We start from the raw sequence: 24,800 nt of genomic DNA, 5'->3' as shown, positions 1-24,800 counted from the left end.
AGTGGTAGCCGCTACGTAGCGTGGGCACGGTTGCGTTTCTGTTGCCCGCGAATCCCTTCTCCGCTCGGTAGGACTCCACAAGTCGCTACGTCTGGAAATATTCTTCTCTGGCGTAACTGATTTCGTTCTTCAACATTTTTAAAGCTTTAAAATTTCGGATCACACGGAAAGCTCGTAGAGGAAACAGGAGAAATAAGCGAAGATCTTAGGGACACCGACCGAGACGGAATGCAAAAAGCGAAACACGCCTTTAAGCGTCCACCTCTGAAACACATCCTGAAGAGACCACTTTGGACGCGGTTTCGCTTTTTGCATGGAGTCGTGCAGTCAATCCCCCAGGGGGGTGGCCCTAGAAGCTGAGCGTTTTCTCCTGTTTCCTCCACACCACAACAGCTGCGTACAAGACGTTTTTAGTCAACATGGTGAGGAGAGAAAAAAGATGAGTGATTGTCTGGTAGTGGGTGGAGGAATTATCGGATTGAGCTTGGCATACGAGCTGTCACGGCGCGGGGTAAGCGTGACTTTGGTTGAGCAGGGCGAATGGGGAGGGCAGGCGTCTTCTGCTGCGGCCGGGATGCTTGCTCCTTTGAAAGAATTCACAGCACCTGGACCGATGCTCGATTTGGGCATGGAGTCGCTTGCGCTATACCCGGAATGGGCAGCAGAGCTGGAAGAATGGAGTGGTGGAGACGTCCAACTAAGCCTGGATGGGTTGCTAACCGTCGCGTTAAATGAGGAGGAAGTCCAACAGCTCGCCGACAAGTACCGTTGGCAAAAAGAAGCGGGACATGCTGTGCACTGGCTCTCGAATACAGCACAAGTGAAGGAGATAGAGCCGCTTCTGACCGATCAAGTGCAAGCGGCTATCTACTCGCCTTACGAAGGACACATCAACAATCGAATGCTTCTTCGCGCCTTGGCTACTGCTTGCCAATTGCAAGGAGTGAAGCTGTTATCAGGCTGTGTGGTAAGCGGCATTGCCGTGAAAGGCGGAAAAGTGATCGGGGTCGAGACCTCTTCCGGGTCACTACGTGCCACACAGACCGTGATTTCCTCGGGAGCGTGGGTTGGAATGATGCTGGAAATGCTCGGTGTTTCGGTGCCGATTCGCCCTGTACGCGGGCAGATTGCGGCCGTTTCTTCCGTGGGCATTGCATTGCGAACGGTGATTTTCGGAACGACAGGCTACATCACCCCGAAAAAGGATGGAAAAATTGTCCTTGGTGCGACTGAGGATGAGAGTGGCTTCCAGCGAGACGTTACAATGGCAGGTTTAGCGAGTATCTTACAAGGGACCATGCCGTATGTTCCTGCGCTTCACTCCGCTACCTTTCTGGAGGCGTGGGGGGGACTTCGACCTGCGACCCAAGATGGCAAGCCGCTTTTGGGCCCCGTTCCTGGCTGGGAAGGACTGTCGATCGCAGGCGGACATTTTCGCAATGGAATCTTGCTTTCTCCTGTCACTGCAAAAGCGATGGCGGACTTTGTGGAAAAAGGAGAGACGGAGCGCATCTTGCCATTTTTACCTGCCCGCTTTCTATAAATTAGGCTAGTCTCGCCTAGATTCCGGTAACCTCCCCATGGGCACTTGTATATGGTAATAAAGAAACACCAGAAGGGGAGGAGTTTCCATGCAGTCTGATTCTGAAAAAAACCTGTATCAGGCTGACATTCAGTTTGTCAGCCTGTTAAAGGATATGCGAGAAAATGTGCATAACATCTGCAAGGAGCACGTGGAGAAAAAAGTGCGCATCGAAGCACTTGACGGGCAAGTGTTTGAAGGCGTCATTGTCGATTATGATGATCAAAACGTATACGTAGAAGTTGTCGACCAGGATTCGGAGGAAGAAGAGGTTTTCGAAGAGTATGATTATGAGAACTATGATAACTATGAGGACTACAATCCTTATCAAGTAATGGAAGTGGCGCATCGGCAGCCGTATGGAGGATGGGGGCAGTATCCTGATTATTACTTTCAATATGTGAGCTATAATCCGTATGCAGGTTATCCTCCCTATGGCGATCTTAGTCCTTATGGAGGCAATCCATACTATCCACAGGTAAGTCCCTATGGCGATGAGTTTAATCCATACAGTCAGGTAAGCCCTTTCGGCAGTTCCAACAACTCACGGGTCAGCCCGTTTAGCAGCAGCAATCGTCCCGCCCCCCAAGTCAGCCCGTATAGCAGCAGTAACCGTCCCGCTCCCCAAGTCAGCCCGTATAGCAGCAGTAACCGTCCCGCTCCCCAAGTCAGTCCGTATAGCGAGCAGAAATCGCAAGTAAGTCCGTGGGAGCAAAATCTATCGCCATTTCCTCCATTCTCACCGTATCCGCCATTTTTTTGTCCGCCGCCACCACCACCTCCACCGCCATATGTTTTGCCAAAAGTCCAAGGAAGAAGACGTAGAAGATGCCGGAACGGACGTAGAATCATTCCATTGGCACTCTTTACACTCCTGACAATTGTCTTGATTTAATGGTGGGGAACTTACAAGCCTCTCAAGGCCATCAGGGCTTAGGAGGCTTGCTGCTTTTTGTAGATGTGAGAGTACAACCTCACCTTTTGTCACACACTACGAACAAAAGGTGGACGTTTCTCATAGAATAAACAAAGGCAGGGATTGACGATGCAACAAATAAACAGTAGCTTGCCAGGAACGCGGGCGACATTTGGCTATTTTCGTGAAGCGCTTCAGCCGCATTTTACATTATCCAACTGGGATTATGAGCAAGGGTACTTCGACCGGGCGCTGGATGATAAAAACATGGTCTATTTGCGCTTGCCTGTAAAAGTATTGCAAGGCGAGCTCGATAGCCCGGATGCATGGCTGGAACTGGGGCGGCCGTTTGTGATCAGGCATGTGTACCAGACTGGAGTAGAAGAAGATATCGGCTACACGGAAGCGCTCGCTTCGGGTTTGATGAATCAGTTTCAAGAGCCGGTAGACAAAGACGCACAAATTGATTCGAGATGGATTCGAAAAGCAGAGGCGGTTGTCAAAGAGCTGGAGAATCGCCTCGCGTGAGACAGGCCGCCGATAGGCCTGTTTTTTCTTATTCTTGGCAGGGAAAAAATAGGTGACTAAAGAATGGTAGCACATGGAAAAAGTGAGGTGGAAATATGGCCTGGTACCATACAGTGGCGAAATGGTATTGGAAAATCCGCAAGCCTCTCACCTTGGGTGTCCGTGTCATTGTAACGGATAAAGAAAAGGGAGTTCTGTTAATTCGGCATACGTATGTTCATGGCTGGTATTTGCCGGGGGGAGGGGTAGAGCGAGGAGAGTCGTTTGGGGATGCTGCTCGCAGGGAGTTGTGGGAGGAGTGCGGGATACGAGCAGACGGGCTTACTCTCTGCCATCTGTTTTACAGTGAGCGGGAAGGAAAACGAGACCACATTGCCTTGTATCATGTCGACCTCACACCTGGCCAAGAATTGCATAAGGATGACAAAGAAGTAGCGGAATTGCGCTTTTTCGCTTGGGATGAACTTCCTCAGGAAATATCACCGGCTACAGAGAGGCGTTTATCTCAGTATCGCATGCAGACTTTTCAGAGTGACCACTGGTGACAGGTGGGATTTTATGCAAGTCGATTTTTCCTATGGTATAGTGAAGACAAACACCAGAGCGTATATGACCGCTTGTAAGGATAAAAGTGAGGGCAGACCAGCATGAAGATTGCGACTGTACTGCGAAATGACGATTATACACGAGAAGTGGAACAAGCATTAAAAGAAAAGCTGCATGCAGCAAATAGCCCGTTTACCTTTGTGAAGGGACCAGGTGAGCAACCGGATATGGTGTTATCCATCGGGGGAGACGGGACACTTTTGGAGGCCGTCCATCAATACGGAATCGAGCCATCTTATGTGGGGATTCATACGGGACATCTCGGCTTCTATGCGGACTGGCGTCCCGAGGAGCTGGATGAATTTGTTGAGCGTCTGATGAACGATGAGCCTCTGATCGCGGAATACCCGACGGTCCAATGCAGGATTAGCACAAGAGATGGCAAGCAGTATGAAAAGTGGGCGTTGAATGAAATGGTTTTGCGCAACGCGAATTTGTCTACCTTAGTGACATGCGTCTATATAAATGGCGATGAGCTGGAGACGTTTCGCGGTGACGGCTTGATCGTTTCATCACCGTCAGGAAGTACAGCGTACAACAAGGCGGTGGATGGAGCGATTGTTCATCCGTCTATTGAGGCGATACAGTTGTCCGAGATCGCTTCGATCAATAATCAAGCGTATCGGACGATCAACAGCTCGCTCGTATTGCCGAAGCATCATGAAGTAGAGTTGATCGTCATGAATCCTGAGATTATGATCGGCTTGGACCGCGAGCAGGCAGTGTGGAAAGATGTGTGTTCCATTCGTTGCCGAGTGGGACCTGACAAAGTGAAATTCGCTCGCTATAAGCGACTAACGTTTTGGGGGCGGGTTCGCAATTCGTTTATATCCGGATAGAGAAAGCGTTGGGGAGGGGAACCAAATGAAAAAAGTAGGAACACTGCAGACCATTTTCCGTCATCCTGTCAAAGGGATGCGAGGGGAAGAGCTATCATCAAGTACGGTCGATGAATTTGGCTTGTATGGAGACCGTGCCTATTATTTTTTGGATAATGCTCGTCAAGGTAAGTATCTCAGTGCGGATGTTGTGCCCGCCCTTATCGGGTATCATGCCAGCATGAGCGAAGGGACAGGAAAAGAAGCGTACCCGCCGATTCGGATTGAAGCCCGAGACGGCAGTGTACATACGTGGAATGAAGCCTTATTTGCCCATGTCGCGGAGACGGCGAAGCGCTCCGTTACGCCTATGATTAGTAGTCCGCATGAAGGCGGTGTGAACTGGGAAGATCACATTCTGCTGGTCACGGATGCATCTCTTCGAGAGATTGCGCGGCAGATTGACGCAGAACAGGTAGATCCACGACGCTTTCGAGGGAATTTGGTCGTTGTCCTGGAGGATGATGAGCCGTTCGCCGAAGACAAATGGCTGGGCAAGCAGATCAAAATCAATGATGTGACCTTGCAAGTTAACAAGCACTGCGAGCGCTGTGTATATGTCAATATCGACCCGGAAACGTTGGCGATGACCCCTGCTGTATTGAAGGCATGCGTCAAGCGGCACAATAATCACTTCGGTGTTTATGCTTCGGTTGTCACGACAGGCAGTGTGTCACAAGGCGATGACGTTTTTTTAGTGGAGATGGAGAGTGACGGAGAATGATCGCTAGCCCTTTGGAAAAGGTTCGCAGCTATGTAAAACGCTATGATGCGAGTATCGAGCCAATTTTGTTTGAACAGCCGTTACCTACGTCGGAAGTGGCTGCACAGGCATTAGGTGTCGAGATCGGTCAAATCGCAAAGTCGATCTTGTTTCGGGTAGATGAGCAGTTCGCCTTGTTCGTGGCAGCAGGCGATGTGCGTGTCCATCCGAAGCAAGTGAAGGCAGCGTTTGGACAAGGAAAGCCAAAAATGGCTACGCCGGAAGAGGTAGAAAAAATGACAGGCTTCCGTGTCGGAGCGGTTTGTCCGTTTGCTTTGCAGGAAGAAGTGCCTGTCTATGTGGATCGCTCCTTGAAGCGTTTCCCGGTGGTTTATACGGCGGCTGGTATAGCAGAATCGCTTTTACCCGTCTCTTATGAAGCATTGTTGGAGATGACAGGGGCGAAGGAAATCGATGCTGCTTCGGCAGAAGGAAGCGCATCATGAAAAAGATTGCAGTCTCCATCGCAGTAGTAGCCATTGTCGTAGTCGCGGGTCTTACCATGCTTGGAATGTCCCACCAAACGACTGCAATTGAAAACAGCATCTCCCATTCTGCTTCCTCATTTAAACAGATGACAACAGAAACGTACCTGAGTCAGTACAACAAAATTAAAGAAGAGTTAGCTGTGAAAGGAATTCATACCCTTCCTTTTCAGCTTGAGTTGGACAAGCAAACAAATTACTACCGCTTTTATTATCCAAAACAAGAAAATGCGGCAAACGAAAAAGCGATATGGGTAAGTGTTATGCTGAGTGCCGATCAAAAAACAATAGACGGTATCATGTATGAAGGGGTTCCTGACGTTCATACAGTGAAGGCGATGATTCAAGCTACTGGACTTACCTGGACTCCAGAGCTGGATCAGTTCATTGCGGTTACCAACGTTGCAATAACGCCAAAAGAAATGGTTGTTTCCGATGTGAAAGTAACGATCGAAGGAACGTCAGCACACATAAAAGTAATGGTTGACCCTGTGAAATTAGAAGCTCCGAAAAAATTATAATAGTGAAAATGAAAAAGTGGTTGGCAGGAGGTTATGGCTGCGCAACCACTTTTCGTTGTTCTGTTGTAGGTTTAGTTGTAATGAGAGGACTCGCGTGTCTGAACGATGTGGAATAGCTTCACATAAAGAATGGCACTCAACAGAGAGCAGAACAAGATAAACCCAAAAACGCCAATCGGCATGATCCACTCCGAAAGAATGACGGTTACGGGAGCGAGGAAGCGACCAAGCGAGTACTGCAGGTTAGCGGCACCCATGTACTGTCCGCGTGCATGTTCAGGTGCGTATTTGCTGACGAAGCTCTGCTCGACCGGAGTTCGCATCACTTCCCCAACTGTAAAGACAACCACGCATCCGAACAACAGCCATGCATTCGTCGTGAAACCTACCAAAAACATGCCCATGCCAAACAGCAAGGAGGAGAAGAGGAAGATATTCCGGTCGCTCCAGTTCTCAAACCATTTGGTAACAGGCAGGGCGCACAGAACAAACAGAAGGCCGCTTATTCCCAGCATCCATCCGAAAATCTCCGTACTGCTAAGCGAGAGCGACCAGGCATTCCACGAAAGCAGTGTCTGCGCTGGGACGAATTCTTTTACATAGACCGCCAAAAATAAATCGAGCTGCACGATTGCGATCGTTATTAGCATGCCTGCGAGAATATAGATAGCAAAAGCATTGTCGCGTAGAATGACGGTGTAGCTCTGCCACTGCTCCTTCATAACGGAAGGGAAATGGATAGAGGCGACAGAGCTTTTTACGGACTTTGGCAGTGTCTCTCTCACATTGAACCAGATCGCAATCGAATACAGAAAAGTGACAAGCGCACAAGTCCACAGCAGCTCACTGCGGTATTGGAAGAAAAAGATGGCCCCCAGAGCGGGTCCCAATACAGCGCCGATGTTCATGGCTGTAACGAAGGTAGCGAAGACTCTGCGTCTGTCTTTTTCGGAGGTGAGATCAGCGACCATCGCAGAACTCGCCGGGCTGTATACCGCTTTGCCAATCCCGATTCCAATAAACGCAAGATAATCGATCCAAGAAGAGAGGGAGAAGGCAAACAGGACAAACATGCCTGCCTGCCAAAAGGCTCCTGACAGCATGACATATCGACGACCAAATCGATCAGCCAAATAGCCGCCAAAAAGATTGCCGATCATACTCATAATCGGTGGCACTGTCATGAGTAACCCGGCAACATTTTTGCCAAAGGTATCACTAAAGTGGAGGGTAAGAAAGGGAAAGTACATCCAAAATAATAGGTTGAAAAGGGTCTCGCCGATCAATCTAGTCTTCAGGTTCAGATCCCATGACAGCCATTGCACAGCAGGGTTACCTCCTGTTTTTGATTCCCTGGCCAGGTACACCTACTTTAGTGCAAATTTTCAAAAAGATATAGACTTATAATCATCCGTCGGTTACACTAATATCATAAGGGCTAAGGGATTAGACCCTGACTTAAGATGTGCCACTTTTAGGTATACGCTTCTTGCAAAACAAATAAGCCGACACTTCCTGTGTAAAGGGGTGTCGGCTTTTCGTATTTTGTTACTTGACCATCCATTGATAAAAATGAACATCGTGCCACTCTCCGAACTTGAATCCCACCTCTTGAAACCTCCCTGCCAATGTAAACCCGAACTTCTCGTGCAGCTTCACGCTGGCGTCATTGCCACCTACGATTCCGCTCACGATTGTGTGGTATTCGAGTTGTCTAGCGCGCTCCAGAATCGCACTCATCAAGGTAGTACCGACACCTTTCCCGCTTTGATCAGGGGCGATGTAAATAGACAGTTCCGTTGATTTTTGATAGGCGGGCTTCTCACGGAAAACGGACAGACTGCAATATCCGATCACATTCCCTTCGTATTCGGCGACGATGATCGGATGTCTGCCACCATGCTTGTGAAACCACACTTCACGCTGGGCCAAGGTCTGTGACTCCAAGTCAAATGTCGCAACCAGATTTTCCACTGCGTAGTTGTAAATAGCGAGCATAGCGGGCAGGTCACTCCGAACTGCGTCTCTGATCTGTAGCATAATATTCTCTCCTCATGTTGGTTGGTAGGACTTATTGAACGATTCGAACGAATTCTAGCGTACGGCTTCGTAAACCTGCCGCAGGCTTGTAAATCCCTGGGATTGTGCTTTTACCAAATACTTCGCCCAGAGCGTTCCAGCGGCAACTGCGTCACAGTAAGCGTGATGCCTGCGTGAGATCGGGATGTCGTGTGCTGCACAGAGGGCGTCCAGCGAGCCGTTGCCAATCGGATTATTCAACAATCGGATGAGCAGCATGGTATCCAGCATACGATGGGTAAACGGACGCCGGCTCGTTTTCCAAAGCCCAGATCGCAAAAATTCACGCTCATGGCGAGAATGATGGGCAACGAGCGGACGATCTCCAACGAATTGAAAAAAACGGGACAAAGCCTCAAATAGCGGAGGAGCATCGGCAACCATATCGTCGGTGATCCCGGTGAGAGAGCGGATGTGTGGAGGAATCGCCCGCCCGGGATTGACCAAGGTATAAAAAGAATCGCCGAGGAGAAGGTGTTCTCCTCTCATGGCGACTGCTCCCATCGATATAATCGCGTCCCTGTGATCGGGATAAAAACCGGTGGTTTCCAGATCGACGACGACAACCTCCAGATCTTGTAGAGGGATGTCGGCACAGGAATCGACTGGTTTATTCGCTTTGGAGATGGAGCGCAAATAGGCGATGTGTTGTTTATCATCTGCAATACCTGGCATGTCGCGGTTCATATGCCAAATGCGAGCGAATAAGTCCCATTTTGCCACGTAATCTCCTCCTATCCCCCAAAAATGGACGGGAGCTTTTCGGTCATTTTTTGCAGGCGGATCGCCAGCTTCATCGACTGTCGCACCATCACTTGGGTGTCAGGAGAAAGCTCCCCTAGTTTGATATAGCTATTGCTTGTGTATTGTCCATCTTCCCAATGGAGGGGAGCGATCAGTCGCAGACCTTGAACTTGACGGAAGTACGCTGCTACCTCGTCACAAAAGCTTTTGCTCCAAACGCCTTTTTCGCCGAGTAGATCCAGTCGCTCCAAGGTAGAGCTGGAAAGGATGCCATGTGCCAAGGCAAAATGCCGTACGCAATTCACCAGTGGCAAATAGATACCGTACTTCACATTGATGGCGCCGCGGAAGCGACCATGGACTTCAGGTAAAACTCTGCCGAAGATTCCGAGCGGCACCCGATAATGCAGCGTATTGCTCACCAGTCGATTCAGCAAGAAGTCGTTTCCTGCAAGCAATTGACGGAAACGGTCATGGACGGGAGTAAAAATAGCCGATTCGCCCCATAGGACACGCACATCACTTGCGAGCAGTAAATAACGGGTGTTTTCCCAGATGGGGTGAGAGACCCATCTGTCGATTTGATCCAGCCATTGTTCAGTGCTGCCTCGCCATTTTCGGGAGAGGCAAGTGACGTTCCCTTGGCAGGGAGGATAGCCAGCTACCTCCAAACCAGCAACGATCGTGGCCCCCAGTAACTGAAAGTAGCCATGTATTTTTTCTGTGTCCTGTTCGCCGAGATGATCTGGTAGTTGATAGACGAGACCGTTATCCTGATCGCTGATGAGTGCTTGCTCAGATCGGCCGCCACTGCCGAATTGCAGAAAGGCAAAGGGGACGGGAGGGGTGCCCAAGCCTCTTTTGGCAAGGTCGTTCACAGCGAGGAGCACCCCTTGTCGGATAAGACTATCATGAATTAGATTGACGACGATGGAAAAGGAGGCCAATTCCCCTGCGCGATTTAATGAACGTAACGGGGAAAGGTCCAACAATTCGCGTCGCAATAAGGCCAGCTCGTTAAAGGAGTCAACATTCCGTATTTTTTCCACTTGTTCAGGTGAGAGAGTGAGAGGCGCTGCTTTGGGTAGATCCAGTCGGTCGTGCGCGTTCAGGCTGGAGCAGTTCGGGATAGCCGTATCCCCCGTGTTCGCTAAGGTCAAGACCAATCACCTCTTCCTCTTCAGTGACTCGCAGGCCAATGGTTACTTTTAACACATACAAAATGATAAAGGCTACTACGAAAACGTAGAGCGCAGAGCCAGCCAAGCCTAACGCCTGTACCCCTAACTGATGCAGACCGCCGCCATAAAACAGCCCAGGAGCGCCTACGCCGACCTTTTCGACAAGCTCCGGGGTAGCGAATAAGCCCGTGGACAACGTTCCCCATATACCAGCCACCCCATGCACGGAAAAAGCAAAGACAGGATCATCAATCCCCATTCGGTCAAACCAAATGGATGTATAAAATGTGAGAATACCTGACACAGAACCGATCACGACAGCTGCCCACGGATCGACAAAGGCGCAGGATGCCGTAATCGCGACGAGAGCTGCGAGGACGCCGTTGAGCATGCTTGGAATATCTGCTTTCCCCATGACGATCCAGGAGATAGCAAGAGCGGCGACAGCGCCCGCTGCGGTAGCGAGATTGGTAGTGACAGCGATATAGCCGAAAAATCCAGATGTGCTACCGAGCGTGGAGCCAGCATTAAAGCCGAACCAGCCGATCCAAAGAAACAGGACACCTAGGACTGAGTAGACTTGGTTGTGACCAGGAATCAGGTTGGAGCTGCCATCGCGATTGTATTTTCCAATGCGAGGTTTCAAAAGGATAGTGGCGACAAGTGCGACGATGGCGCCTTGGAGATGGACAACCGTAGAACCAGCGAAGTCTTGCATCCCGAGCTGTGCCAACCAACCACCGCCCCATACCCAATGACCGACGACAGGGTAGATGAGGACAGTAAACAGTACGCTGAACAGAAAATAAATGGACAGCTTGGCGCGTTCTGCAAAACCACCCCAGGCGATCGCGAGTGAAACGGCTGCAAAAGCGAGCTGAAAGAGGAAGAGAATCGAGATAGGAACAGTTGCAGCGGAAAAAGCGGAGAAAGCGTCTTTTTGCATACCGTCAAAAAAGAATCCGGTAAGTCCGATGAAAGAGTTGCCGTCTCCAAACGTCAGACCAAAGCCAAACGCCCAAAAGGCAATTGAGCAGATTCCGAAGGTAAGGACCGTTTTGCCTGCGACGTGACCGGCGTTTTTCATGCGAGTAGAACCAGCTTCCAGCAGGGCGAATCCAACTTGCATGAGGATGACCAGAATGGCCGAGACCATGACCCATGTGGCGTCAATGGCAGACGAGAGACTTGCGACAGTAGGTTCCATCCATCCACCTCTTTTCTGTGTCATATAATCTGACACTAATTTTATTTATGTCAGATTATATGACATGAAAATTTCGGATGCAATTGTTTTTTTGCAAATAATGAGAAAACACCAATCCGTCCGTCTTAAGCGGAGGAGGATTGGTGTTGTTTGGTTAATGCTCGCTTTTCAATCAGGAAGCCAGTGAAGCTCATGACAGCGAGGAATAGTCCACTGACGAGGAAAAGCTGCTCAACGGGCCATTTGCCCAGCCAGATTGCACCGAGGCTGCTGGACAACGTCGAAAAGAAGGTGAGCACAAGCAAATTGATTGCGAATATCTTGCCTGTACTGTTGCTGGATGCCTTCATTTGAATCGCAGTCACCGTAGGAATTCCGATGAGCGGTCCCCCTATTCCTGAGACGGCAGCTCCGAGGAAAGCAGTCCAGGAAGCACTCCCTCCCATCATGAGTAAAAAGGACCCGCATGCCTGAAAAGACCACCCGATTAAAATGAGAAACAAATAGCGAGTAGAACTCGTCCGGGTCATGTACAGACTCCCCAGCAAATTTCCGATTCCATAAAAACCAAACAGGATGGCTAATATACTTCCGTTGCCTTGTTGCATGCGTTCGGCTAAAAAGGGGTAGCCCACCGTATACGTGACCTGCCAAATGAGAAAGCCCATGTTGCCAAAGAGTAGGACCAACAGCAATGTTCGATTTCGCTTCAATTCTTGTACCCCTGAGGTAATATCACGGATGTACTGGCGAGGTGTCATTTTGACAGGAAAATGATCGGTCTTAGAGAGGCGAAGTGCATGAAGAAAGAATACCGAGATGAGATAACTGCCTGCGTTGATAAAAAACAAGGTGGAAAGTGGCAAGAAAGAGGCGACAAGCCCGATTGTCATTGGCGCAATAATTCGAACTGTTCGCATGGTTGTATCCAAAATGGCGTTTGCCTGTCCTAGCTGGTCCACGGGAACTGCTGATTTGATCGCCACAGTCCGGGCAGGTTGGAACAGACTGGAGAACAATCCTAACCCAAATTGGGCTATAAGAAAATACGAAAACTGCTCGATTCCCATCACTGTAAGGAAGCCAACGACGATCACCACGGCAATCCGTGAGAGGATAGCCACAACCATAAGCAGGCGTGGACTGTATCGGTCCGCAAGTACGCCACTAATGAGGAAAAACAGCAGGCCGGCAACCATCTCCGGAATGGCGAGGAGACTGAGCACCGTCCCTGATTTCGTTGCTTGAAGCAAATACCAGAGCAAGGCAAAGCTGTAGCACTGATCTCCAATGTTGGCCATCAATTGTGCTAGCCATAGCTTGAGAAACGACCCATTTTTCCATAAAGATGAAGGCGAATCCATCTAACCCTCTCCGTTCTGCTGACTGCGATATAATGAATTTGACCATAGCGTAGCAAGGCGAAGAGGGAAAGTAAAGGACTCAAGCTTGAACGGTTACATGTGATTTACCTGTCTTCCAAACAAAGAGAAAATAGGCGATCAGAAAAGTGAAGGTGGCGAAGGTGCTGACCCCCACGAAACCAAAAATCGAATACAAACTGCCTGCAAAAGAAGAGGCAATGAAAGTTCCTATGTACATGCAAGCGTTAGCCAAGCTCGATATGGTACCGCGCGAGGTGTCGGACAATGATTGCAAGTAACCCATCAGGACAGGCACGAGTACACCGCCGAAGCAGTACATGAAGAAGAGGACAACCTGCAAAAGGCCGATTCCCGGTATGTAAGGCAAAACAAGATAGAGCAGGGCGCTGCCCAGAAACCCAACGGTCAAAAGCGTACTTCTCTTCCAGCGCTCGAGTAACCATCCGCTGAGTAAGCTGCCAACGGTGTTGCCAAGCCCGATAACGAGAGTGATCAAGCCAATTTCGGTAACGGATTGCTGATATTGATCAGAAAGCCATACGCCATAAAATGAAAAGACTGCATAGACACCCGTCATGAAAACGAAATAGCCGATAAAGCTGCGTGAAGCTTGTGGCAGTCGCAACAGATCCTTGTAACGTGCAAAAATAGCGGTGGTGGTTCCAAGTCCGGCTATAGAGGTAGGAGGCAATAGATCAGGAAGTTTTCGGATGATGAGTACAAAAGCTCCGAGAGATGCAATTCCTACAGCCAAAAAAGGAAACGACCAATGATAAGCTGACAGAAAACTGCCGATAGGCACACCGATCACTTGGGAAACCGAAAGACCTGCCATGACAACCCCCATAGCTTTTCCGATACGAGCAGGGGGAAACAAAACAGGAATGGCAGCCCACACCTGCGGACCGATAAAGGCAGAGCATATCCCGGCAAGAAAGCGAAAGAAAAGCATCGCGGTGAAACTAGGTGCAAAGGCGCATGCAAGTGTGGAAAGAGCAAATCCGAGCATACCGACTGCCATCACATGTTTCCTATTTCGATTATCAGATAGCGGGCCGGCGATTAAAGCGGCTAAAGCAAATCCGAGAGCATAGGTTCCGATCAGCCAAGCTGCCTGGTTAGTGGATACGTGATATAACTCTCGCAAGGTTGGTAGCAGTGGGCTAATGATAAATGTATTCGTACCGATCAAAAACATGGTGAAGAAAAAGATCATCAAAAATAGGCGCTCCATAATAAAACTCTCCTCTTTGTTTTGTAATTCTATAGTTAAATAACTTTTGAACTAATGAGCAAAAAAAGGATACCAATTATAAGGTATCTAAAAAGCCAGGCAAAATTTGATCAAATGTCTCTTTATAAATGCGCATGTACCGTGTTTGCCCCTCCTTTCTGACTTTGATCAGTCCTGCCTCTCGAAGTGTCTTGAAATGATAGGAGGCATTGGACTTGGAAGTATCACAGGTAAAGCCCACTTCTGTACAACTTAGCTCGTTGCTGGAATGATATAAGGCCTTTAAAATGGATAGCCTTGTCTCATCTGCCAACGCTTTAAAAATCTTGATTCGTTTTTCGGTGAGTTCAAGTTGTTCAATATTCATAAAACTATCTTACTAAGGAAATGCTATCCAGGCAACCATTTCATTCCTTTATTTTTGATTCTTCCTATTTTCATTGTTGTGTTGGTGCTGATAGGAAGCGCCTTGGTTGTCTTCGGTATGCGTATCATCTGCAACGGTACTGCTGGTTAGCCCTGCTACGGCTAATCCTTTTTGATTCAGGTTTTTGGCGCTTTTGAATTTGGACATATGACTACCCCCTATTTACTAATGGATGCTTACTTAAGATGTCTTGTTTTGCGGGGCAGTAGTCATCCTCATTTTCCTAGACGGCAGTTGAGGTATACTAAAGAAAAAGGGTGCGTCAGGAAGGATGGGAGCGGATGGCAGGGTGTGTCATGATCGTGGAGGGGAAGACAGACAAAGAACGTTTGCTTCGGGTGCTGGCTGAGCCTGTCACGATTCTTTGTACATACGGTTCCTACAGCTTGGAAAAAGGGGAGAAGCTGCTCGCCCAAACGGAAGCAGCAGATGCAGATGAGATATACCTATTTACTGATGAAGACGACAGCGGGAAAAAATTGCGAACGCATTTAAGTGAAGATTTTCCTGATGCGATCCATCTGCATACGCCGAAAATGTACAGAGAGGTTGCCGACACGCCTCTTTCGGTACTGGCAGAAATTTTGGAGCGAGCAGGTTTTTCGGTTATTGTGCCTCATCCTGATCTTGGAGAGCGGTAAGGGGATAAAACACCGTTTCATCGGCTATAACAGTAGTAAATGGAATGGTGGAGGTGCAAGGTAATTGCGTAGTTTGATGACATTTTTTAATCGAATGAACATTATGGTGTGGCTGGTGGGTATCTTTGTTGCTCATGCTGCGCTCTATCTGGTACTGGGGACGGCGACGTGGCTGGCTACCTCGCTTTTGGCAACTGCGTTCTACGGCGTTATTTTATTGGTAGGCAAATTAATTGCTAGCCGTTATCCAGACAAGGAAGAAAGCAGATGAAAGCCGGCGAGCAAGCAGCCGGCTTTTTTTACGTTACCAGCCCAAGAACTGCATGAGTAAAATGAACCCACCCAATACCCAGACGTAGATGGCGAAGCCCTTCATCGAGCCTGTACTGATGATCGTAAGCATCCAGCGAATGGCAACATATCCAGCAAGTCCGGCAAACATGGTGCCCACGAGCATCGGGATCAATAAAGCTGTTTCGAGCGGTGTTTCTACGAGCTTGGCTGTTTGCAGGACACAAGCACCCAGAATCGCTGGCAAGGATATTAAAAACGAAAAGCGCGCAGCGTCAGCACGGTCGATCCCGCGTAGGAGAGCGCCGGCAATCGTCAGCCCAGAGCGGGAAATAGCAGGCAGGATCGCAGCACCTTGCAGTGTCCCGATGATCAGGGCGTCTGTATAGTTAATTTCCTCGAATCGCCGATTTCCACGGCGCATGGACTCCACGGCCCAGAGGATTGCACCTGTCGCAAGAAATTCCCACCCGATCGTAATGCCTGATTGCGAGATTTCTTCAAAATAATCTTCAAAGGCAAGTCCGATCACTGCTGTAGGGATTGTACCTACGACCAATAGCTTTGTCAGCTTGCTCATCGGATTCATGATGATAAAACGAACCTGTGGCCAAAAGACGATAACGACAGCGATCAGCGTACCGAAATGAAGCATCGTGTCAAATAAAAGGCCGACCTCCTGCATACCAAACATTTTGCGAAACAAAACGAGATGACCCGTGCTGGATATCGGTAAAAATTCAGTCAAGCCTTGTACAATGCCGAGAAAAATATGTTCAAGTAACAACAGCATAGGCAAGAGTCACTCCAGTCTAGAAAAAGTAGGGCCAAGCCAGTCTTATTGTCATATGTATGTCCGTGAATGGAAGACTTGCCTATTTCGTTGGGCATCGTTATTTTGTTAGAAAAAAGTTGTGGTATTTTCTTGCGGGGGATGGGTATAGTTAGTGTGCACAAAGGTAGAGAGCGAGGAAAAAATACATATGTACAAAAGACAAATGCGTGAAAAGCGTGAGCCCCAAATCATTCAGAACGGCAATTTGGCGGCAGGGATGACGCTTACCCTGAAGGTAGCGCGTAAAACAGAAATCGGCTATTTTTTGAGCGATGGCAAGGACGAGGTGTTTCTCCATGCCAATGAAGCTCACGAGCATTTACATATCGATGATGAGGTCGAAGTGTTTTTGTACCATGATCATGAAAACCGATTGGCTGCGACCATGGACATGCCTCATGTCGGCATGGGTGAATACGGCTGGCTAGAGGTAGTGGACATTTCTCCGCGTATGGGTGTTTTCCTGGACAACGGCATTAACAAGGATCTCCTCTTATTCATCGATGACCTGCCCAAGCATAGCGATGAGTGGCCGCGTCCCAAGGATCAAATGCTGGTAGCGCTGAAGCAAGACAAGCTCGGCAGACTCTTGGCCAAGCCGGTCACTGAAAACGAAATCGTCAAGATCGCAGCAATGGCAGATGAGAGTATGAAAAACAAATCTGTCGAGGGTACGGTCTACAAAGTGATTCAAGCAGGTGCATTCCTGTTGACGGAGGACGAGCATATCCTTTTCATTCATCGTGATGAAATGGTGGGGCGTCTGCGCCTCGGACAAACGGTGCGCTGCCGCATTAGCTTTGTACGTGAGGATGGCCGTCTGAACGGTTCCATGAAAGAGCGCAAGGAAGTACAGTATGGCGAAGATGCGGACAAGCTGCTGCGCTATTTGATCAATCGTGACGGGGCGATGCCTTATACTGATTCGACAGAAGCGGATGTCATCCGAGAAAAATTCCAAATGAGCAAGTCCAGCTTCAAGCGAGCACTCGGCAAGCTGATGAAGGAACGCCGCGTGGAGCAAGTAGACGGCTGGACCAAAATTATTCGAAGCGAACAAGAAGAATAAATGAAGAAAACCCTCCTGGGTAAAAGAGCTTCCTGAAAACAGGAAACGAATGCTTGGGAGGGTTTTTGTTTTTTACAGTGTCGTTTGTACAGATTGCTTTTGCTTACGGGCTTTGTAATACGACAGGGAATATACGAGTGCGATCAAAATAATTCCGGCGATATCCGTTTCAATTCCGGGGATGACCGCGAGCACGCCACCCGCAATGGCCAGGATTCGCTCCAGTACGTTTAGCTTGGACATCCAGTACCCGATCAATCCTGCTCCCACACCGATCATCCCAATTATAGATGTTAGCATGACCCAGATCGATTCCAGCAAGGTGGTATTAATGAGCAGCAGAGCTGGCGAGATGACGAAAATATAAGGAGCCATAAAAGCGGCGATCGATAGCCGCGTTGATTCTACACCTGTCTGGATCGGCTTTGATTTGGCAATGCCTGATGCGGCAAAGGCAGCAAGCGCAACTGGCGGAGTGATGTCTGCGACGATTCCGAAGTAGAAGGTAAACATGTGAGCCGCGATAGCAGGAACGCCCAATTGAATGAGCGCTGGAGCCGCGATGGTCGAAGTGATAATGTAGTTCGCCGTTGTTGGCGTTCCCATTCCCAAAATGAGCGATGCAATCATGGTAAAGAACAACGTAAGCAAAAGCTGGCCGCCCGCCAGATCAATCAGACCATTTGCCAGCTTCAACCCAATCCCTGTCAACGTAATCGTACCAACAATGATTCCGGCACACGCAGTTGCAGCGACGACGCCAAGAGCCATTTTGGCACCCGAGGCAAGCGCTGCAACAATATCAGCAATAGACATGCGGGTTTCTTTTCGGAAGGCTCCTACGACAATCGTAGAGACAATACCGATAATCGCGGAGCGCTCGGCTGATATGTTCATCATCAAGGCTGTAATAATGATCACGATGGGAAGGAGCAGGTACATTTTTTTCAAAACTTCTTTTTTGTCAGGCAGTTCTTCCTTCGAGAGTCCGCGTAATCCGAGTCGCTTCGCTTCAAAATGCGTCATAATCCAGATCCCTACGAAAAATAAAATCGCAGGAAGAATCGCTGATTTGGCGATTTCCAAGTAAGGAACACCGATGAACTCTGCCATCAAAAAGGCAGCCGCTCCCATGACTGGCGGCATGATTTGTCCCCCGGTAGAGGATGAGGCTTCCACCGCAGCGGCAAATTCGGAGCGATAGCCGAGCCGCTTCATCATCGGGATGGTAAAAGCACCAGAGGTAACAACATTGGCAACAGAGCTGCCGCTAATCGTTCCTTGTAGGGCGCTGGAAAAAACGGCTACCTTCGCCGGACCGCCGATACGTCTACCAGCAATGACCAGCGACAAATCGTTAAAATATTCACCGACGCCTGTTTTTTCGAGAAACGCACCAAACAGCACAAACAAAAAGATAAAGGTAGAGGAAACGGCGAGCGGAGTACCGAGAATCCCCTCCAGCGTGTAGTAGCTGTGTCCGATAATCCGCTCGACATCACTGCCGCGATGCTCCAAAAAGCCTGGCATGTAAGGTCCGAAGTAGGTGTATAAAAGAAAAACGGTGGCGATGAGAGCAATTGGAATCCCGACGACTCGTCGTGCAGCCTCGAGGACAAGCAAGACAGCGATACCGCCGACAACCATATCCAGCGTCGTATAGTTGCCTGTTCGGGTCACAAGTCCCTCGTAGTCAATGACCCAATAGAGTGAGACGGAGACACCTAACAGAGCGAGAATCATGTTCACGATCCCGATTTTGTTATGCTTGCCTTTGGAGGTTCCCGCATACAGCAGATAGACTAGGGCAAGCCCGAAGGCTAAGTGGATCGGGCGGTGAATCTGGGGAGGCAGCGTGAAGAAAAGCGTGCTGGATAATTGGTACAGGGAGAAGAGGACAAGTAGACCAAAAGAGATCCACTTCATGGGACCCGCGAGCTGGCGTGTGGCTGATTCTTTGTCGTATTGCGCGATCAGCTTATCCATCTCTTGCTGGTTCATATTCGTTGTTGTACTCATCTAGTAACCTCCTAACTCGCTCAGAATAGATCGCTTTTCTGCCTGAATCGTGATGGCTTCTCCCGGCTTGTCGATCAGGCTCAACGGAATATCCTGTCCAGCGAAAAGCAACGTATGATTAGCACGTACTTGCCCGATAAACAGCCGGAGGGCAGGAAAAGACCGCTGCATATTGCGAATGAGGAACCGTCCATCAGCCAGAACCAGCTCTTCGCCAGGAGCCAATTCATTTTCCATGCCGATACCGTAGTCGTGAAAGCTCATCTCCGACAAAATAATTTGACCGTCTACAATCCGGTATTGCTCCTCGATTGTGGAGCCATGAATGGAATGAGTCCAGCGGATGCCAAAGGCTGCTTCATTCTGGATATTGGCACTCCAAACTACTTGATTTGACTGTGTATCCCGGATAACCAGAGCGGGAAATAGCGGAGTGGAGATGCCTACATAAAAGACAGTGATGAGAAGAAAGAAGGAGAAAAGGCGGAACAACGTCCGCCCTCTTCCTTTTGTTACTGCATGAATAAAAAACATTTGGCTTTACTTCACGCCTTTTTCGACGAAGTATTTTTGTGCCCCCGGGTGAACAGGGATGCTGACGCCGTTCTTCACGTTCTCCAGCTTGATTTCCTTGGCTTTGGCGTGGCCGAGCTTGTCGCTGTTCTCAAAGATCGCCTTTGTTACTTTGTACACGAGGTCTTCACTGAGATCGGAGCGAATCAAGAGCATCGATTTGACGGAGACGGTTGTCACTTCTTCTGGAACAGTTTGGTACGTATGGGCAGGGACTGTTGTTTTCACGTAGTAAGGGTATTTGGCGATGATTGCATCGATTTTGTCTGCGTCAATCGGAATGATTTTTACACCAGTTGTCGCTGCCAGCTCCGTGATTGCTGCGGTAGGCGTACCAGCCGTTTGGAAGGCGGCATCCAATTGCCCGTCCTGAATGGCTTTGGCGGAGTCAGCAAAGGAGAGACGCTGGAGCTTCGTATCTTCAAAGGTCATCCCGTATGCTTCCAAAATTTGCTGGGCGTTCACTTCCGTCCCGCTTCCCGGAGCGCCTACAGATACGCGCTTATCTTTCAAATCGGCAACACTTTTAATATTGCTGTCAGCAGAGACGACGATTTGGATAGTCTCATCGTAGAGTGCGCCCAATGCTTGGAAGGAATCAATTTTACCGTCTTGCTGGAACATGTTCGTTCCCTTTGACGCATACTCGGCAATGTCGTTTTGCGTGAAGGCGATGTCCGCCTTTTTATCGCGAATGAGGCGAATGTTTTCTGCTGAAGCACCTGTGGCTTGGGCTGTAGCAGTGATCCCGGCGTTTTTCGTAATATGGTCAGCCATGCCGCCGCCGAGTGGGAAATAGGTGCCTCCTGTACCGCCTGTTGCAATAATGAGTTGGGAGGGATCGGCGCTTCCTCCCGAGCTGGAGCTGCCTCCACCTGCCCCCCCTTGAGCAGAGTTCCCGCCACCTCCACATGCCGTCATGAGCGACATGGACAGAAGCAGTGTAAGCGAGAGAAGAAAATGACGCTTCTTCAAGATAATTCCCCCTTCGTCTAAAAATTCTGTTTATACGGCTTTCTTTGGCATTGTAAGGGGAGGTCTATAAAAAACTACAAAATTCTATAGAAAAATATAGTAAACTAAGAAATAAACGTTAACGGTTTTTGAATAATTACATATGAGAAAGTGCGGGCAACAATTTATGAGAGAGAAGATTTCAATTCTGCTGCTTATGCTCATTGCTGTCCCGATTGCCGGAGAGCTCAAATTTCACCCGTTTCAGGATGAGTTTCGGATTAGCTTTGGTACAACGGCTTTTTTCTTTTTTTTATTGTGGCTGCGTCCTTCTTTCTTGGCAGGGGTCGTAACCGGATCAATTGTCGTTCTATTTCGAATAGTCTTGGATTTCTTGTATGAGGATGTCTTTTCGCTTCTGGCTTCTTTTCAGATGCACTTCCCCGCATTTTGCTATTATGCTGCCTTTGCTTGTCTATTCTCGCTCTTTCGCGTTAATACGCTACATCATCGACCGCTTTGGGTGGGGCTGTTGGGGACAGTCGCAGAAATAGCAGCGAATTTGGTAGAGCTGTCCTTCCGTGCGGTGTCCTGGGAGGGAGTCTTTCAGTTGGAGGTTGTAGGGCCGATTGCTGTGATTGCATTGATACGCAGTTTTTTTGTCCTCAGTTTTTTCAATATGATTCAGCTGCGTCAGGCGAAATGGATGGAAAAGCAACAGCGTAATCGAAACGAGCAGATGTTTTTGCTCATTTCCAATTTGTACGAGGAATCTGTTCACCTAAAAAAGACGTTGCATCAGGTTGAGGAAATCACACGCAGCTGCTATGAGCTGTATCGCGAGATGAACGAGGTGGAACAAAAGAATGGGACGAGCAAGCGTTACGCGAAGCGGCTGCTATCCCTTGCCGGACAAGTGCATGAAGTGAAAAAGGACAATCAACGCATATATGCTGGTCTTTCCAAGCTGATTTCTGACGAGAATGATCGAGACTATATGCCACTGGGCGAATTGATAGGGATCATTGTTCAGGGACAACGAAAGTACGCGAGACTGTTGGAGAAGGACATCCAGTTTGAAACGAATGTGGAGGTGCCGTATCTCGCTTGCCACATTTACACGACACTCTCACTCATCAACAATCTGGTCGGCAACAGTGTCGAAGCGATCCGCGACCGAGGGATGGTATCGATCGTGGCTTCGATTGATGAGAGTCAGGGGTGGCTTCATTTTGTCGTAACCGATGATGGTCCAGGCATTGTGGTGAAGGATAAAGAGCTCTTGTTCATGCCTGGATTCACGACCAAATACGACGTATCCGGTAGACCTTCCACGGGGATCGGACTTTCATACGTAAAGGAAATGACAGACAGTCTCCAAGGAATAATTGATTTATCCGAGGACTCATGCGGACAAACGACACAATTTCGCATTCGCTTGCCAATCGCAACTCTGATTCAGAAAGGGTGACCTCATGCGCTACTTCATTGTGGACGACGATCCTGCGATTCGATTCATGCTCGGTCAAATGATTGAGGATGCTGATTTGGGAGAGGTATGTGGGGAAGCAGAGGATGGCTCACAAATTGACCACGATTTTTTGAATTGGAAGCAAGTAGACATTTTGTTGATCGATCTTTTAATGCCGAATCGAGATGGCATTGAAACAGTGCGCCATTTGAGGCGTTTTACCGGAAAAGTTGTCATGATCTCGCAAATCGAAACGAAGGAGATGATCGCTGAGGCGTATGCGACAGGGATCGAATACTACGTGACCAAACCGGTGAATCGCCTAGAGGTCATCAGTGTTCTGCAAAAGGTACGGGAACGCATATTGCTACAGCAATCCATCGAGGGTATCCAACGGTCCCTTTCCGTCTTGTCCGGCACGATTAACGTGACGGCAGCTCCATCAAAAGATGCATCGTATCCTGAAAAGGGCATCTTATCTTCTGCACGGTTTCTCTTGACCGAACTGGGGATGATTAGTGAAAAAGGCAGCAAAGATTTACTCGACATGATGGAGTGGCTGTATCGCTGGGAGAAGGAAAGGGATGGAGAAGTGAATCTTCCTCCTTTACGCGATATTTTTTGGGCGACTGCTGCCCGCAAGCTGGGGAAGGGAGTGACTGTCCTGATCCAAAAGGAAACGAAGGCCGCTGAGCAGCGGGTACGCAGAGCCATTTATCAGGCATTAACCCATCTGGCTTCCCTCGGGCTGACCGACTACAGTCATCCTAAATTCGAGAGCTACGCGACCACATTCTTCGATTTTACCGAGGTGCGAAAACGCATGCTGGAGCTGGAGAATCAAATGGAAACGACGATCTCTTCTACGCGTATCAATACCAAGAAGTTTATTTTTGTGCTCTACATGGAGTCAAAAAGGCGAATTGGTGTATTTCAGTGCTGATTTTTGGAGTGGGCATCCAAATGTGATAAGATATTTCTATTGGTCATGAGCGAGGGCTTCGATGTAAGCTGGTAAAAGCTTTGGAATGCCTCCGTTTTACATTTGTTTTGGGAGGGAAGAAAGTGAGCGAACTTCGTAATCCATGGCAGCTTCTTTACCGAGTCTATCGTCATGTGCAACCTGTTCTGGAGCGGGAGTTTGCGGCCTGGTATAAAAGAGCGCAGGCGATTCCCAATCCCGAGCTGAGAAAACAGGCACAAGACAGCATGGACTCCAAAAAGTTTCACTGCCAAGGGGGATGTGTCTATGCAGCACAGGTCATCCCGCATGTAGAGACAATTGTTCCGCTGATTGTCGCCTACCAAACAATCAGCGACTACTTGGATAATCTGTGTGACCGCAGCACGTCACTAGATCCGCAAGACTTCCGTCAGCTTCACATGTCGATGCAGGATGCATTGACACCAGGTGCGCCCTTACGAGACTATTATTTATACCGTGAGGATAAGGATGACGGCGGCTTTTTGGCTGGGCTGGTTCAGACCTGTCAACAGCATGTCGCACAATTGCCAGCCTATGAAAAAATCCAGGCAAAGATACTCGAGTTTTCTTGTTTGTATAGCGATTTGCAAGTATATAAGCACATTGCTCCCCATTTGCGCGAGGATCACCTGTTGACGTGGTGGGATCAGTACAAAGAACGCTATCACGAATTGCACTGGCAAGAATTTGCGGCTGTCACAGGCTCGACTATCGGGATATTCGCTCTTTTTTGCTTGGCGACTGATCCTGATGTAGGGGAAGAGCAAATACAAACAGTAAGTGAGGCTTACTTTCCGTGGCTGTGCGGGTTACATATTTTATTGGACTATTTAATTGACCTGGAAGAAGATAAAATGGGCGGAGATTTAAACTTCGTGAGCTATTACGATTCGGAACGGATAGCGACTGAACGCTTGAAGCTTTTCATAAAACAAGCAAAGGCAAGCGTTAAACGCTTGCCAAATCCTGCATTTCACCGTATGATCGTGGACGGGCTAGTCGCGTTTTATCTCGCGGATCGCAAGGTAAATCGGAGCCAGCCACACATTTATACTATCGCTAGACAACTGCTGAAGCAGGCAAAGGGCTTGCCCTCTGTCCTGTTTTATGTGAACAGTTTACTTGTACGGCGATAACGGAGAAGAGGTTAGCGCATATGCTTGCGCTTGTACGAAAAGCCAAATCCCATCAACGAGAAGGCAACAACGATACAGCCAAGGATACCGAGGGGGCTTTTTTCCCCAATGGCAATGCCAACTCCGATGAGACAGGCGGTTACCAAAAATGCCAAAGCCAGTGTTACCAATTGATAACGATTCATCGGTCTGTAACCTCCTATCTGTCAATGTTCCCATTATACCTTATTTTCCGCGAAAAGCATCCAGGTAAAGATTTCGGAAATCCCGGTAATATATTTGTGCGAAGT

28 protein-coding genes are annotated in these 24,800 nt (G+C 48.7%); 14 read left to right on the top strand and 14 right to left on the bottom strand.

Translation table 11 applies throughout. The features are described 5' to 3' along the window. Nucleotides 1–439: 439 nt before the first annotated feature. The 8 genes from thiO (at nucleotide 440) to HPY31_RS22965 (ending at nucleotide 6,279) form a co-directional block, all read left to right on the top strand. Nucleotides 440–1,543, top strand: a complete 1,104-nt coding sequence (thiO, locus tag HPY31_RS23000; protein ID WP_172142602.1) for a glycine oxidase ThiO — start codon at nucleotides 440–442, stop codon at nucleotides 1,541–1,543. A gap of 88 nt (nucleotides 1,544–1,631) precedes the next feature. Continuing rightward, entirely contained in the window at nucleotides 1,632–2,477 is an 846-nt protein-coding gene (locus tag HPY31_RS22995; RefSeq protein ID WP_172142601.1) for an LSm family protein, read from the top strand. 150 nt (nucleotides 2,478–2,627) lie between these two features. After that, nucleotides 2,628–3,026: a YugN-like family protein gene (locus HPY31_RS22990; RefSeq protein WP_012684629.1), complete on the top strand. Its 399-nt coding sequence runs from the start codon at nucleotides 2,628–2,630 to the stop codon at nucleotides 3,024–3,026. A gap of 95 nt (nucleotides 3,027–3,121) precedes the next feature. Continuing rightward, the gene (locus HPY31_RS22985) at nucleotides 3,122–3,571 is read left to right on the top strand and encodes an NUDIX domain-containing protein (protein ID WP_172142600.1); all 450 of its coding nucleotides are present in this window, start codon (nucleotides 3,122–3,124) and stop codon (nucleotides 3,569–3,571) included. A 102-nt stretch (nucleotides 3,572–3,673) separates the two neighbouring features. Beyond that, entirely contained in the window at nucleotides 3,674–4,471 is a 798-nt protein-coding gene (locus HPY31_RS22980) for an NAD kinase (protein ID WP_016738898.1), read from the top strand. Between the two features lie 25 nt (nucleotides 4,472–4,496). Further along, on the top strand, nucleotides 4,497–5,234 hold the full coding sequence (locus HPY31_RS22975; RefSeq protein WP_172142599.1) for an MOSC domain-containing protein: 738 nt from the start codon (nucleotides 4,497–4,499) through the stop codon (nucleotides 5,232–5,234). Continuing rightward, nucleotides 5,231–5,719: a YbaK/EbsC family protein gene (locus HPY31_RS22970; RefSeq protein WP_172142598.1), complete on the top strand. Its 489-nt coding sequence runs from the start codon at nucleotides 5,231–5,233 to the stop codon at nucleotides 5,717–5,719. Before HPY31_RS22975 ends, HPY31_RS22970 begins: the two co-directional genes overlap by 4 nt. Beyond that, a complete protein-coding gene (locus HPY31_RS22965) occupies nucleotides 5,716–6,279 on the top strand; it encodes a hypothetical protein (protein WP_172142597.1) in 564 nt (187 codons plus the stop codon). Before HPY31_RS22970 ends, HPY31_RS22965 begins: the two co-directional genes overlap by 4 nt. A 71-nt stretch (nucleotides 6,280–6,350) precedes the next feature. On the opposite strand, the gene HPY31_RS22960 is transcribed toward HPY31_RS22965, so the two are convergent. The 9 genes from HPY31_RS22960 to HPY31_RS22920 all read right to left on the bottom strand — a co-directional run bounded on the left by HPY31_RS22960 (nucleotide 6,351) and on the right by HPY31_RS22920 (nucleotide 14,683). After that, the gene (locus tag HPY31_RS22960; RefSeq protein ID WP_172142596.1) at nucleotides 6,351–7,604 is read right to left on the bottom strand and encodes an MDR family MFS transporter; all 1,254 of its coding nucleotides are present in this window, start codon (nucleotides 7,602–7,604) and stop codon (nucleotides 6,351–6,353) included. Nucleotides 7,605–7,827: 223 nt separating this feature from the next. Then, nucleotides 7,828–8,319, bottom strand: a complete 492-nt coding sequence (locus tag HPY31_RS22955; RefSeq protein WP_172142595.1) for a GNAT family N-acetyltransferase — start codon at nucleotides 8,317–8,319, stop codon at nucleotides 7,828–7,830. 54 nt (nucleotides 8,320–8,373) lie between these two features. Then, complete coding sequence (locus HPY31_RS22950; protein ID WP_172142594.1) at nucleotides 8,374–9,081, bottom strand: 3'-5' exonuclease; 708 nt, start codon at nucleotides 9,079–9,081, stop codon at nucleotides 8,374–8,376. Between the two features lie 11 nt (nucleotides 9,082–9,092). Beyond that, the gene (locus HPY31_RS22945) at nucleotides 9,093–10,106 is read right to left on the bottom strand and encodes a DUF294 nucleotidyltransferase-like domain-containing protein (RefSeq protein WP_172142658.1); all 1,014 of its coding nucleotides are present in this window, start codon (nucleotides 10,104–10,106) and stop codon (nucleotides 9,093–9,095) included. A 49-nt stretch (nucleotides 10,107–10,155) separates the two neighbouring features. Continuing rightward, nucleotides 10,156–11,490 (bottom strand): ammonium transporter, encoded by a 1,335-nt coding sequence (locus HPY31_RS22940; protein ID WP_172142593.1) that lies wholly within the window; start codon nucleotides 11,488–11,490, stop codon nucleotides 10,156–10,158. A 125-nt stretch (nucleotides 11,491–11,615) separates the two neighbouring features. Beyond that, complete coding sequence (locus HPY31_RS22935; protein ID WP_172142592.1) at nucleotides 11,616–12,854, bottom strand: MFS transporter; 1,239 nt, start codon at nucleotides 12,852–12,854, stop codon at nucleotides 11,616–11,618. A 79-nt stretch (nucleotides 12,855–12,933) separates the two neighbouring features. After that, nucleotides 12,934–14,109 carry an MFS transporter gene (locus HPY31_RS22930; protein ID WP_172142591.1) on the bottom strand — a complete coding sequence of 392 codons (1,176 nt, stop codon included), beginning with the start codon at nucleotides 14,107–14,109 and terminating at the stop codon, nucleotides 12,934–12,936. 76 nt (nucleotides 14,110–14,185) lie between these two features. Continuing rightward, nucleotides 14,186–14,476, bottom strand: a complete 291-nt coding sequence (locus HPY31_RS22925) for an ArsR/SmtB family transcription factor (RefSeq protein WP_016738907.1) — start codon at nucleotides 14,474–14,476, stop codon at nucleotides 14,186–14,188. A gap of 48 nt (nucleotides 14,477–14,524) precedes the next feature. Then, nucleotides 14,525–14,683: a hypothetical protein gene (locus HPY31_RS22920; protein ID WP_016738908.1), complete on the bottom strand. Its 159-nt coding sequence runs from the start codon at nucleotides 14,681–14,683 to the stop codon at nucleotides 14,525–14,527. Nucleotides 14,684–14,817: 134 nt separating this feature from the next. Here HPY31_RS22920 and HPY31_RS22915 point away from each other — a divergent pair, with 134 nt between their 5' ends. After that, nucleotides 14,818–15,177 (top strand): toprim domain-containing protein, encoded by a 360-nt coding sequence (locus HPY31_RS22915; protein ID WP_172142590.1) that lies wholly within the window; start codon nucleotides 14,818–14,820, stop codon nucleotides 15,175–15,177. A gap of 94 nt (nucleotides 15,178–15,271) precedes the next feature. Continuing rightward, on the top strand, nucleotides 15,272–15,448 hold the full coding sequence (locus tag HPY31_RS22910) for a hypothetical protein (protein ID WP_235617619.1): 177 nt from the start codon (nucleotides 15,272–15,274) through the stop codon (nucleotides 15,446–15,448). 33 nt (nucleotides 15,449–15,481) lie between these two features. Here the strand turns inward: HPY31_RS22910 and HPY31_RS22905 are convergent, their stop codons facing one another. Further along, nucleotides 15,482–16,261 carry an undecaprenyl-diphosphate phosphatase gene (locus HPY31_RS22905; protein WP_172142589.1) on the bottom strand — a complete coding sequence of 260 codons (780 nt, stop codon included), beginning with the start codon at nucleotides 16,259–16,261 and terminating at the stop codon, nucleotides 15,482–15,484. Nucleotides 16,262–16,451: 190 nt separating this feature from the next. Between HPY31_RS22905 and HPY31_RS22900 the strand changes: the two genes are divergently transcribed. Further along, complete coding sequence (locus HPY31_RS22900) at nucleotides 16,452–17,372, top strand: CvfB family protein (RefSeq protein WP_172142588.1); 921 nt, start codon at nucleotides 16,452–16,454, stop codon at nucleotides 17,370–17,372. A 72-nt stretch (nucleotides 17,373–17,444) separates the two neighbouring features. Here the strand turns inward: HPY31_RS22900 and HPY31_RS22895 are convergent, their stop codons facing one another. The 3 genes from HPY31_RS22895 to HPY31_RS22885 are packed head-to-tail and all read right to left on the bottom strand — an operon-like array spanning nucleotide 17,445 to nucleotide 20,939. After that, nucleotides 17,445–19,391: a TRAP transporter permease gene (locus HPY31_RS22895; protein WP_172142587.1), complete on the bottom strand. Its 1,947-nt coding sequence runs from the start codon at nucleotides 19,389–19,391 to the stop codon at nucleotides 17,445–17,447. Then, nucleotides 19,392–19,925: a DUF1850 domain-containing protein gene (locus tag HPY31_RS22890; protein WP_172142586.1), complete on the bottom strand. Its 534-nt coding sequence runs from the start codon at nucleotides 19,923–19,925 to the stop codon at nucleotides 19,392–19,394. Between the two features lie 6 nt (nucleotides 19,926–19,931). Continuing rightward, nucleotides 19,932–20,939, bottom strand: a complete 1,008-nt coding sequence (locus HPY31_RS22885) for a TAXI family TRAP transporter solute-binding subunit (RefSeq protein WP_172142585.1) — start codon at nucleotides 20,937–20,939, stop codon at nucleotides 19,932–19,934. Between the two features lie 166 nt (nucleotides 20,940–21,105). On the opposite strand from HPY31_RS22885, the gene HPY31_RS22880 reads away from it, so the two are divergent. From HPY31_RS22880 to HPY31_RS22870, 3 genes are all read left to right on the top strand, one after another. Then, on the top strand, nucleotides 21,106–22,389 hold the full coding sequence (locus tag HPY31_RS22880; RefSeq protein ID WP_172142584.1) for a sensor histidine kinase: 1,284 nt from the start codon (nucleotides 21,106–21,108) through the stop codon (nucleotides 22,387–22,389). 4 nt (nucleotides 22,390–22,393) lie between these two features. Further along, nucleotides 22,394–23,332: a response regulator gene (locus tag HPY31_RS22875; RefSeq protein ID WP_172142583.1), complete on the top strand. Its 939-nt coding sequence runs from the start codon at nucleotides 22,394–22,396 to the stop codon at nucleotides 23,330–23,332. Between the two features lie 122 nt (nucleotides 23,333–23,454). Further along, entirely contained in the window at nucleotides 23,455–24,510 is a 1,056-nt protein-coding gene (locus HPY31_RS22870; RefSeq protein WP_172142582.1) for a tetraprenyl-beta-curcumene synthase family protein, read from the top strand. 11 nt (nucleotides 24,511–24,521) lie between these two features. On the opposite strand, the gene HPY31_RS22865 is transcribed toward HPY31_RS22870, so the two are convergent. Further along, nucleotides 24,522–24,695 (bottom strand): YlaF family protein, encoded by a 174-nt coding sequence (locus HPY31_RS22865; protein WP_007722723.1) that lies wholly within the window; start codon nucleotides 24,693–24,695, stop codon nucleotides 24,522–24,524. Nucleotides 24,696–24,800 lie beyond the last annotated feature (105 nt).

Origin of the sequence: Brevibacillus sp. HB1.3 (assembly GCF_013186635.1) — a bacterium.
Lineage (GTDB): Bacteria > Bacillota > Bacilli > Brevibacillales > Brevibacillaceae > Brevibacillus > Brevibacillus brevis_D.
The sequence above is the reverse complement of the archived record's forward strand: the minus strand, read 5'-3'. Positions and strand labels throughout refer to the sequence as shown.

Excerpts from the sequence above, each read along its gene's own strand:
- thiO (WP_172142602.1), top strand. The coding sequence starts at position 440 with ATGAGTGATTGTCTGGTAGTGGGTGGAGGAATTATCGGATTGAGCTTG.
- HPY31_RS22995 (WP_172142601.1), top strand. The coding sequence starts at position 1,632 with ATGCAGTCTGATTCTGAAAAAAACCTGTATCAGGCTGACATTCAGTTT.
- HPY31_RS22990 (WP_012684629.1), top strand. The coding sequence starts at position 2,628 with ATGCAACAAATAAACAGTAGCTTGCCAGGAACGCGGGCGACATTTGGC.
- HPY31_RS22985 (WP_172142600.1), top strand. The coding sequence starts at position 3,122 with ATGGCCTGGTACCATACAGTGGCGAAATGGTATTGGAAAATCCGCAAG.
- HPY31_RS22980 (WP_016738898.1), top strand. The coding sequence starts at position 3,674 with ATGAAGATTGCGACTGTACTGCGAAATGACGATTATACACGAGAAGTG.
- HPY31_RS22975 (WP_172142599.1), top strand. The coding sequence starts at position 4,497 with ATGAAAAAAGTAGGAACACTGCAGACCATTTTCCGTCATCCTGTCAAA.
- HPY31_RS22970 (WP_172142598.1), top strand. The coding sequence starts at position 5,231 with ATGATCGCTAGCCCTTTGGAAAAGGTTCGCAGCTATGTAAAACGCTAT.
- HPY31_RS22965 (WP_172142597.1), top strand. The coding sequence starts at position 5,716 with ATGAAAAAGATTGCAGTCTCCATCGCAGTAGTAGCCATTGTCGTAGTC.
- HPY31_RS22955 (WP_172142595.1), bottom strand. The coding sequence starts at position 8,319 with ATGCTACAGATCAGAGACGCAGTTCGGAGTGACCTGCCCGCTATGCTC.
- HPY31_RS22940 (WP_172142593.1), bottom strand. The coding sequence starts at position 11,490 with ATGGAACCTACTGTCGCAAGTCTCTCGTCTGCCATTGACGCCACATGG.
- HPY31_RS22935 (WP_172142592.1), bottom strand. The coding sequence starts at position 12,854 with ATGGATTCGCCTTCATCTTTATGGAAAAATGGGTCGTTTCTCAAGCTA.
- HPY31_RS22930 (WP_172142591.1), bottom strand. The coding sequence starts at position 14,109 with ATGGAGCGCCTATTTTTGATGATCTTTTTCTTCACCATGTTTTTGATC.
- HPY31_RS22925 (WP_016738907.1), bottom strand. The coding sequence starts at position 14,476 with ATGAATATTGAACAACTTGAACTCACCGAAAAACGAATCAAGATTTTT.
- HPY31_RS22920 (WP_016738908.1), bottom strand. The coding sequence starts at position 14,683 with ATGTCCAAATTCAAAAGCGCCAAAAACCTGAATCAAAAAGGATTAGCC.
- HPY31_RS22915 (WP_172142590.1), top strand. The coding sequence starts at position 14,818 with ATGGCAGGGTGTGTCATGATCGTGGAGGGGAAGACAGACAAAGAACGT.
- HPY31_RS22910 (WP_235617619.1), top strand. The coding sequence starts at position 15,272 with ATGAACATTATGGTGTGGCTGGTGGGTATCTTTGTTGCTCATGCTGCG.
- HPY31_RS22905 (WP_172142589.1), bottom strand. The coding sequence starts at position 16,261 with ATGCTGTTGTTACTTGAACATATTTTTCTCGGCATTGTACAAGGCTTG.
- HPY31_RS22900 (WP_172142588.1), top strand. The coding sequence starts at position 16,452 with ATGTACAAAAGACAAATGCGTGAAAAGCGTGAGCCCCAAATCATTCAG.
- HPY31_RS22895 (WP_172142587.1), bottom strand. The coding sequence starts at position 19,391 with ATGAGTACAACAACGAATATGAACCAGCAAGAGATGGATAAGCTGATC.
- HPY31_RS22890 (WP_172142586.1), bottom strand. The coding sequence starts at position 19,925 with ATGTTTTTTATTCATGCAGTAACAAAAGGAAGAGGGCGGACGTTGTTC.
- HPY31_RS22880 (WP_172142584.1), top strand. The coding sequence starts at position 21,106 with ATGAGAGAGAAGATTTCAATTCTGCTGCTTATGCTCATTGCTGTCCCG.
- HPY31_RS22875 (WP_172142583.1), top strand. The coding sequence starts at position 22,394 with ATGCGCTACTTCATTGTGGACGACGATCCTGCGATTCGATTCATGCTC.
- HPY31_RS22865 (WP_007722723.1), bottom strand. The coding sequence starts at position 24,695 with ATGAATCGTTATCAATTGGTAACACTGGCTTTGGCATTTTTGGTAACC.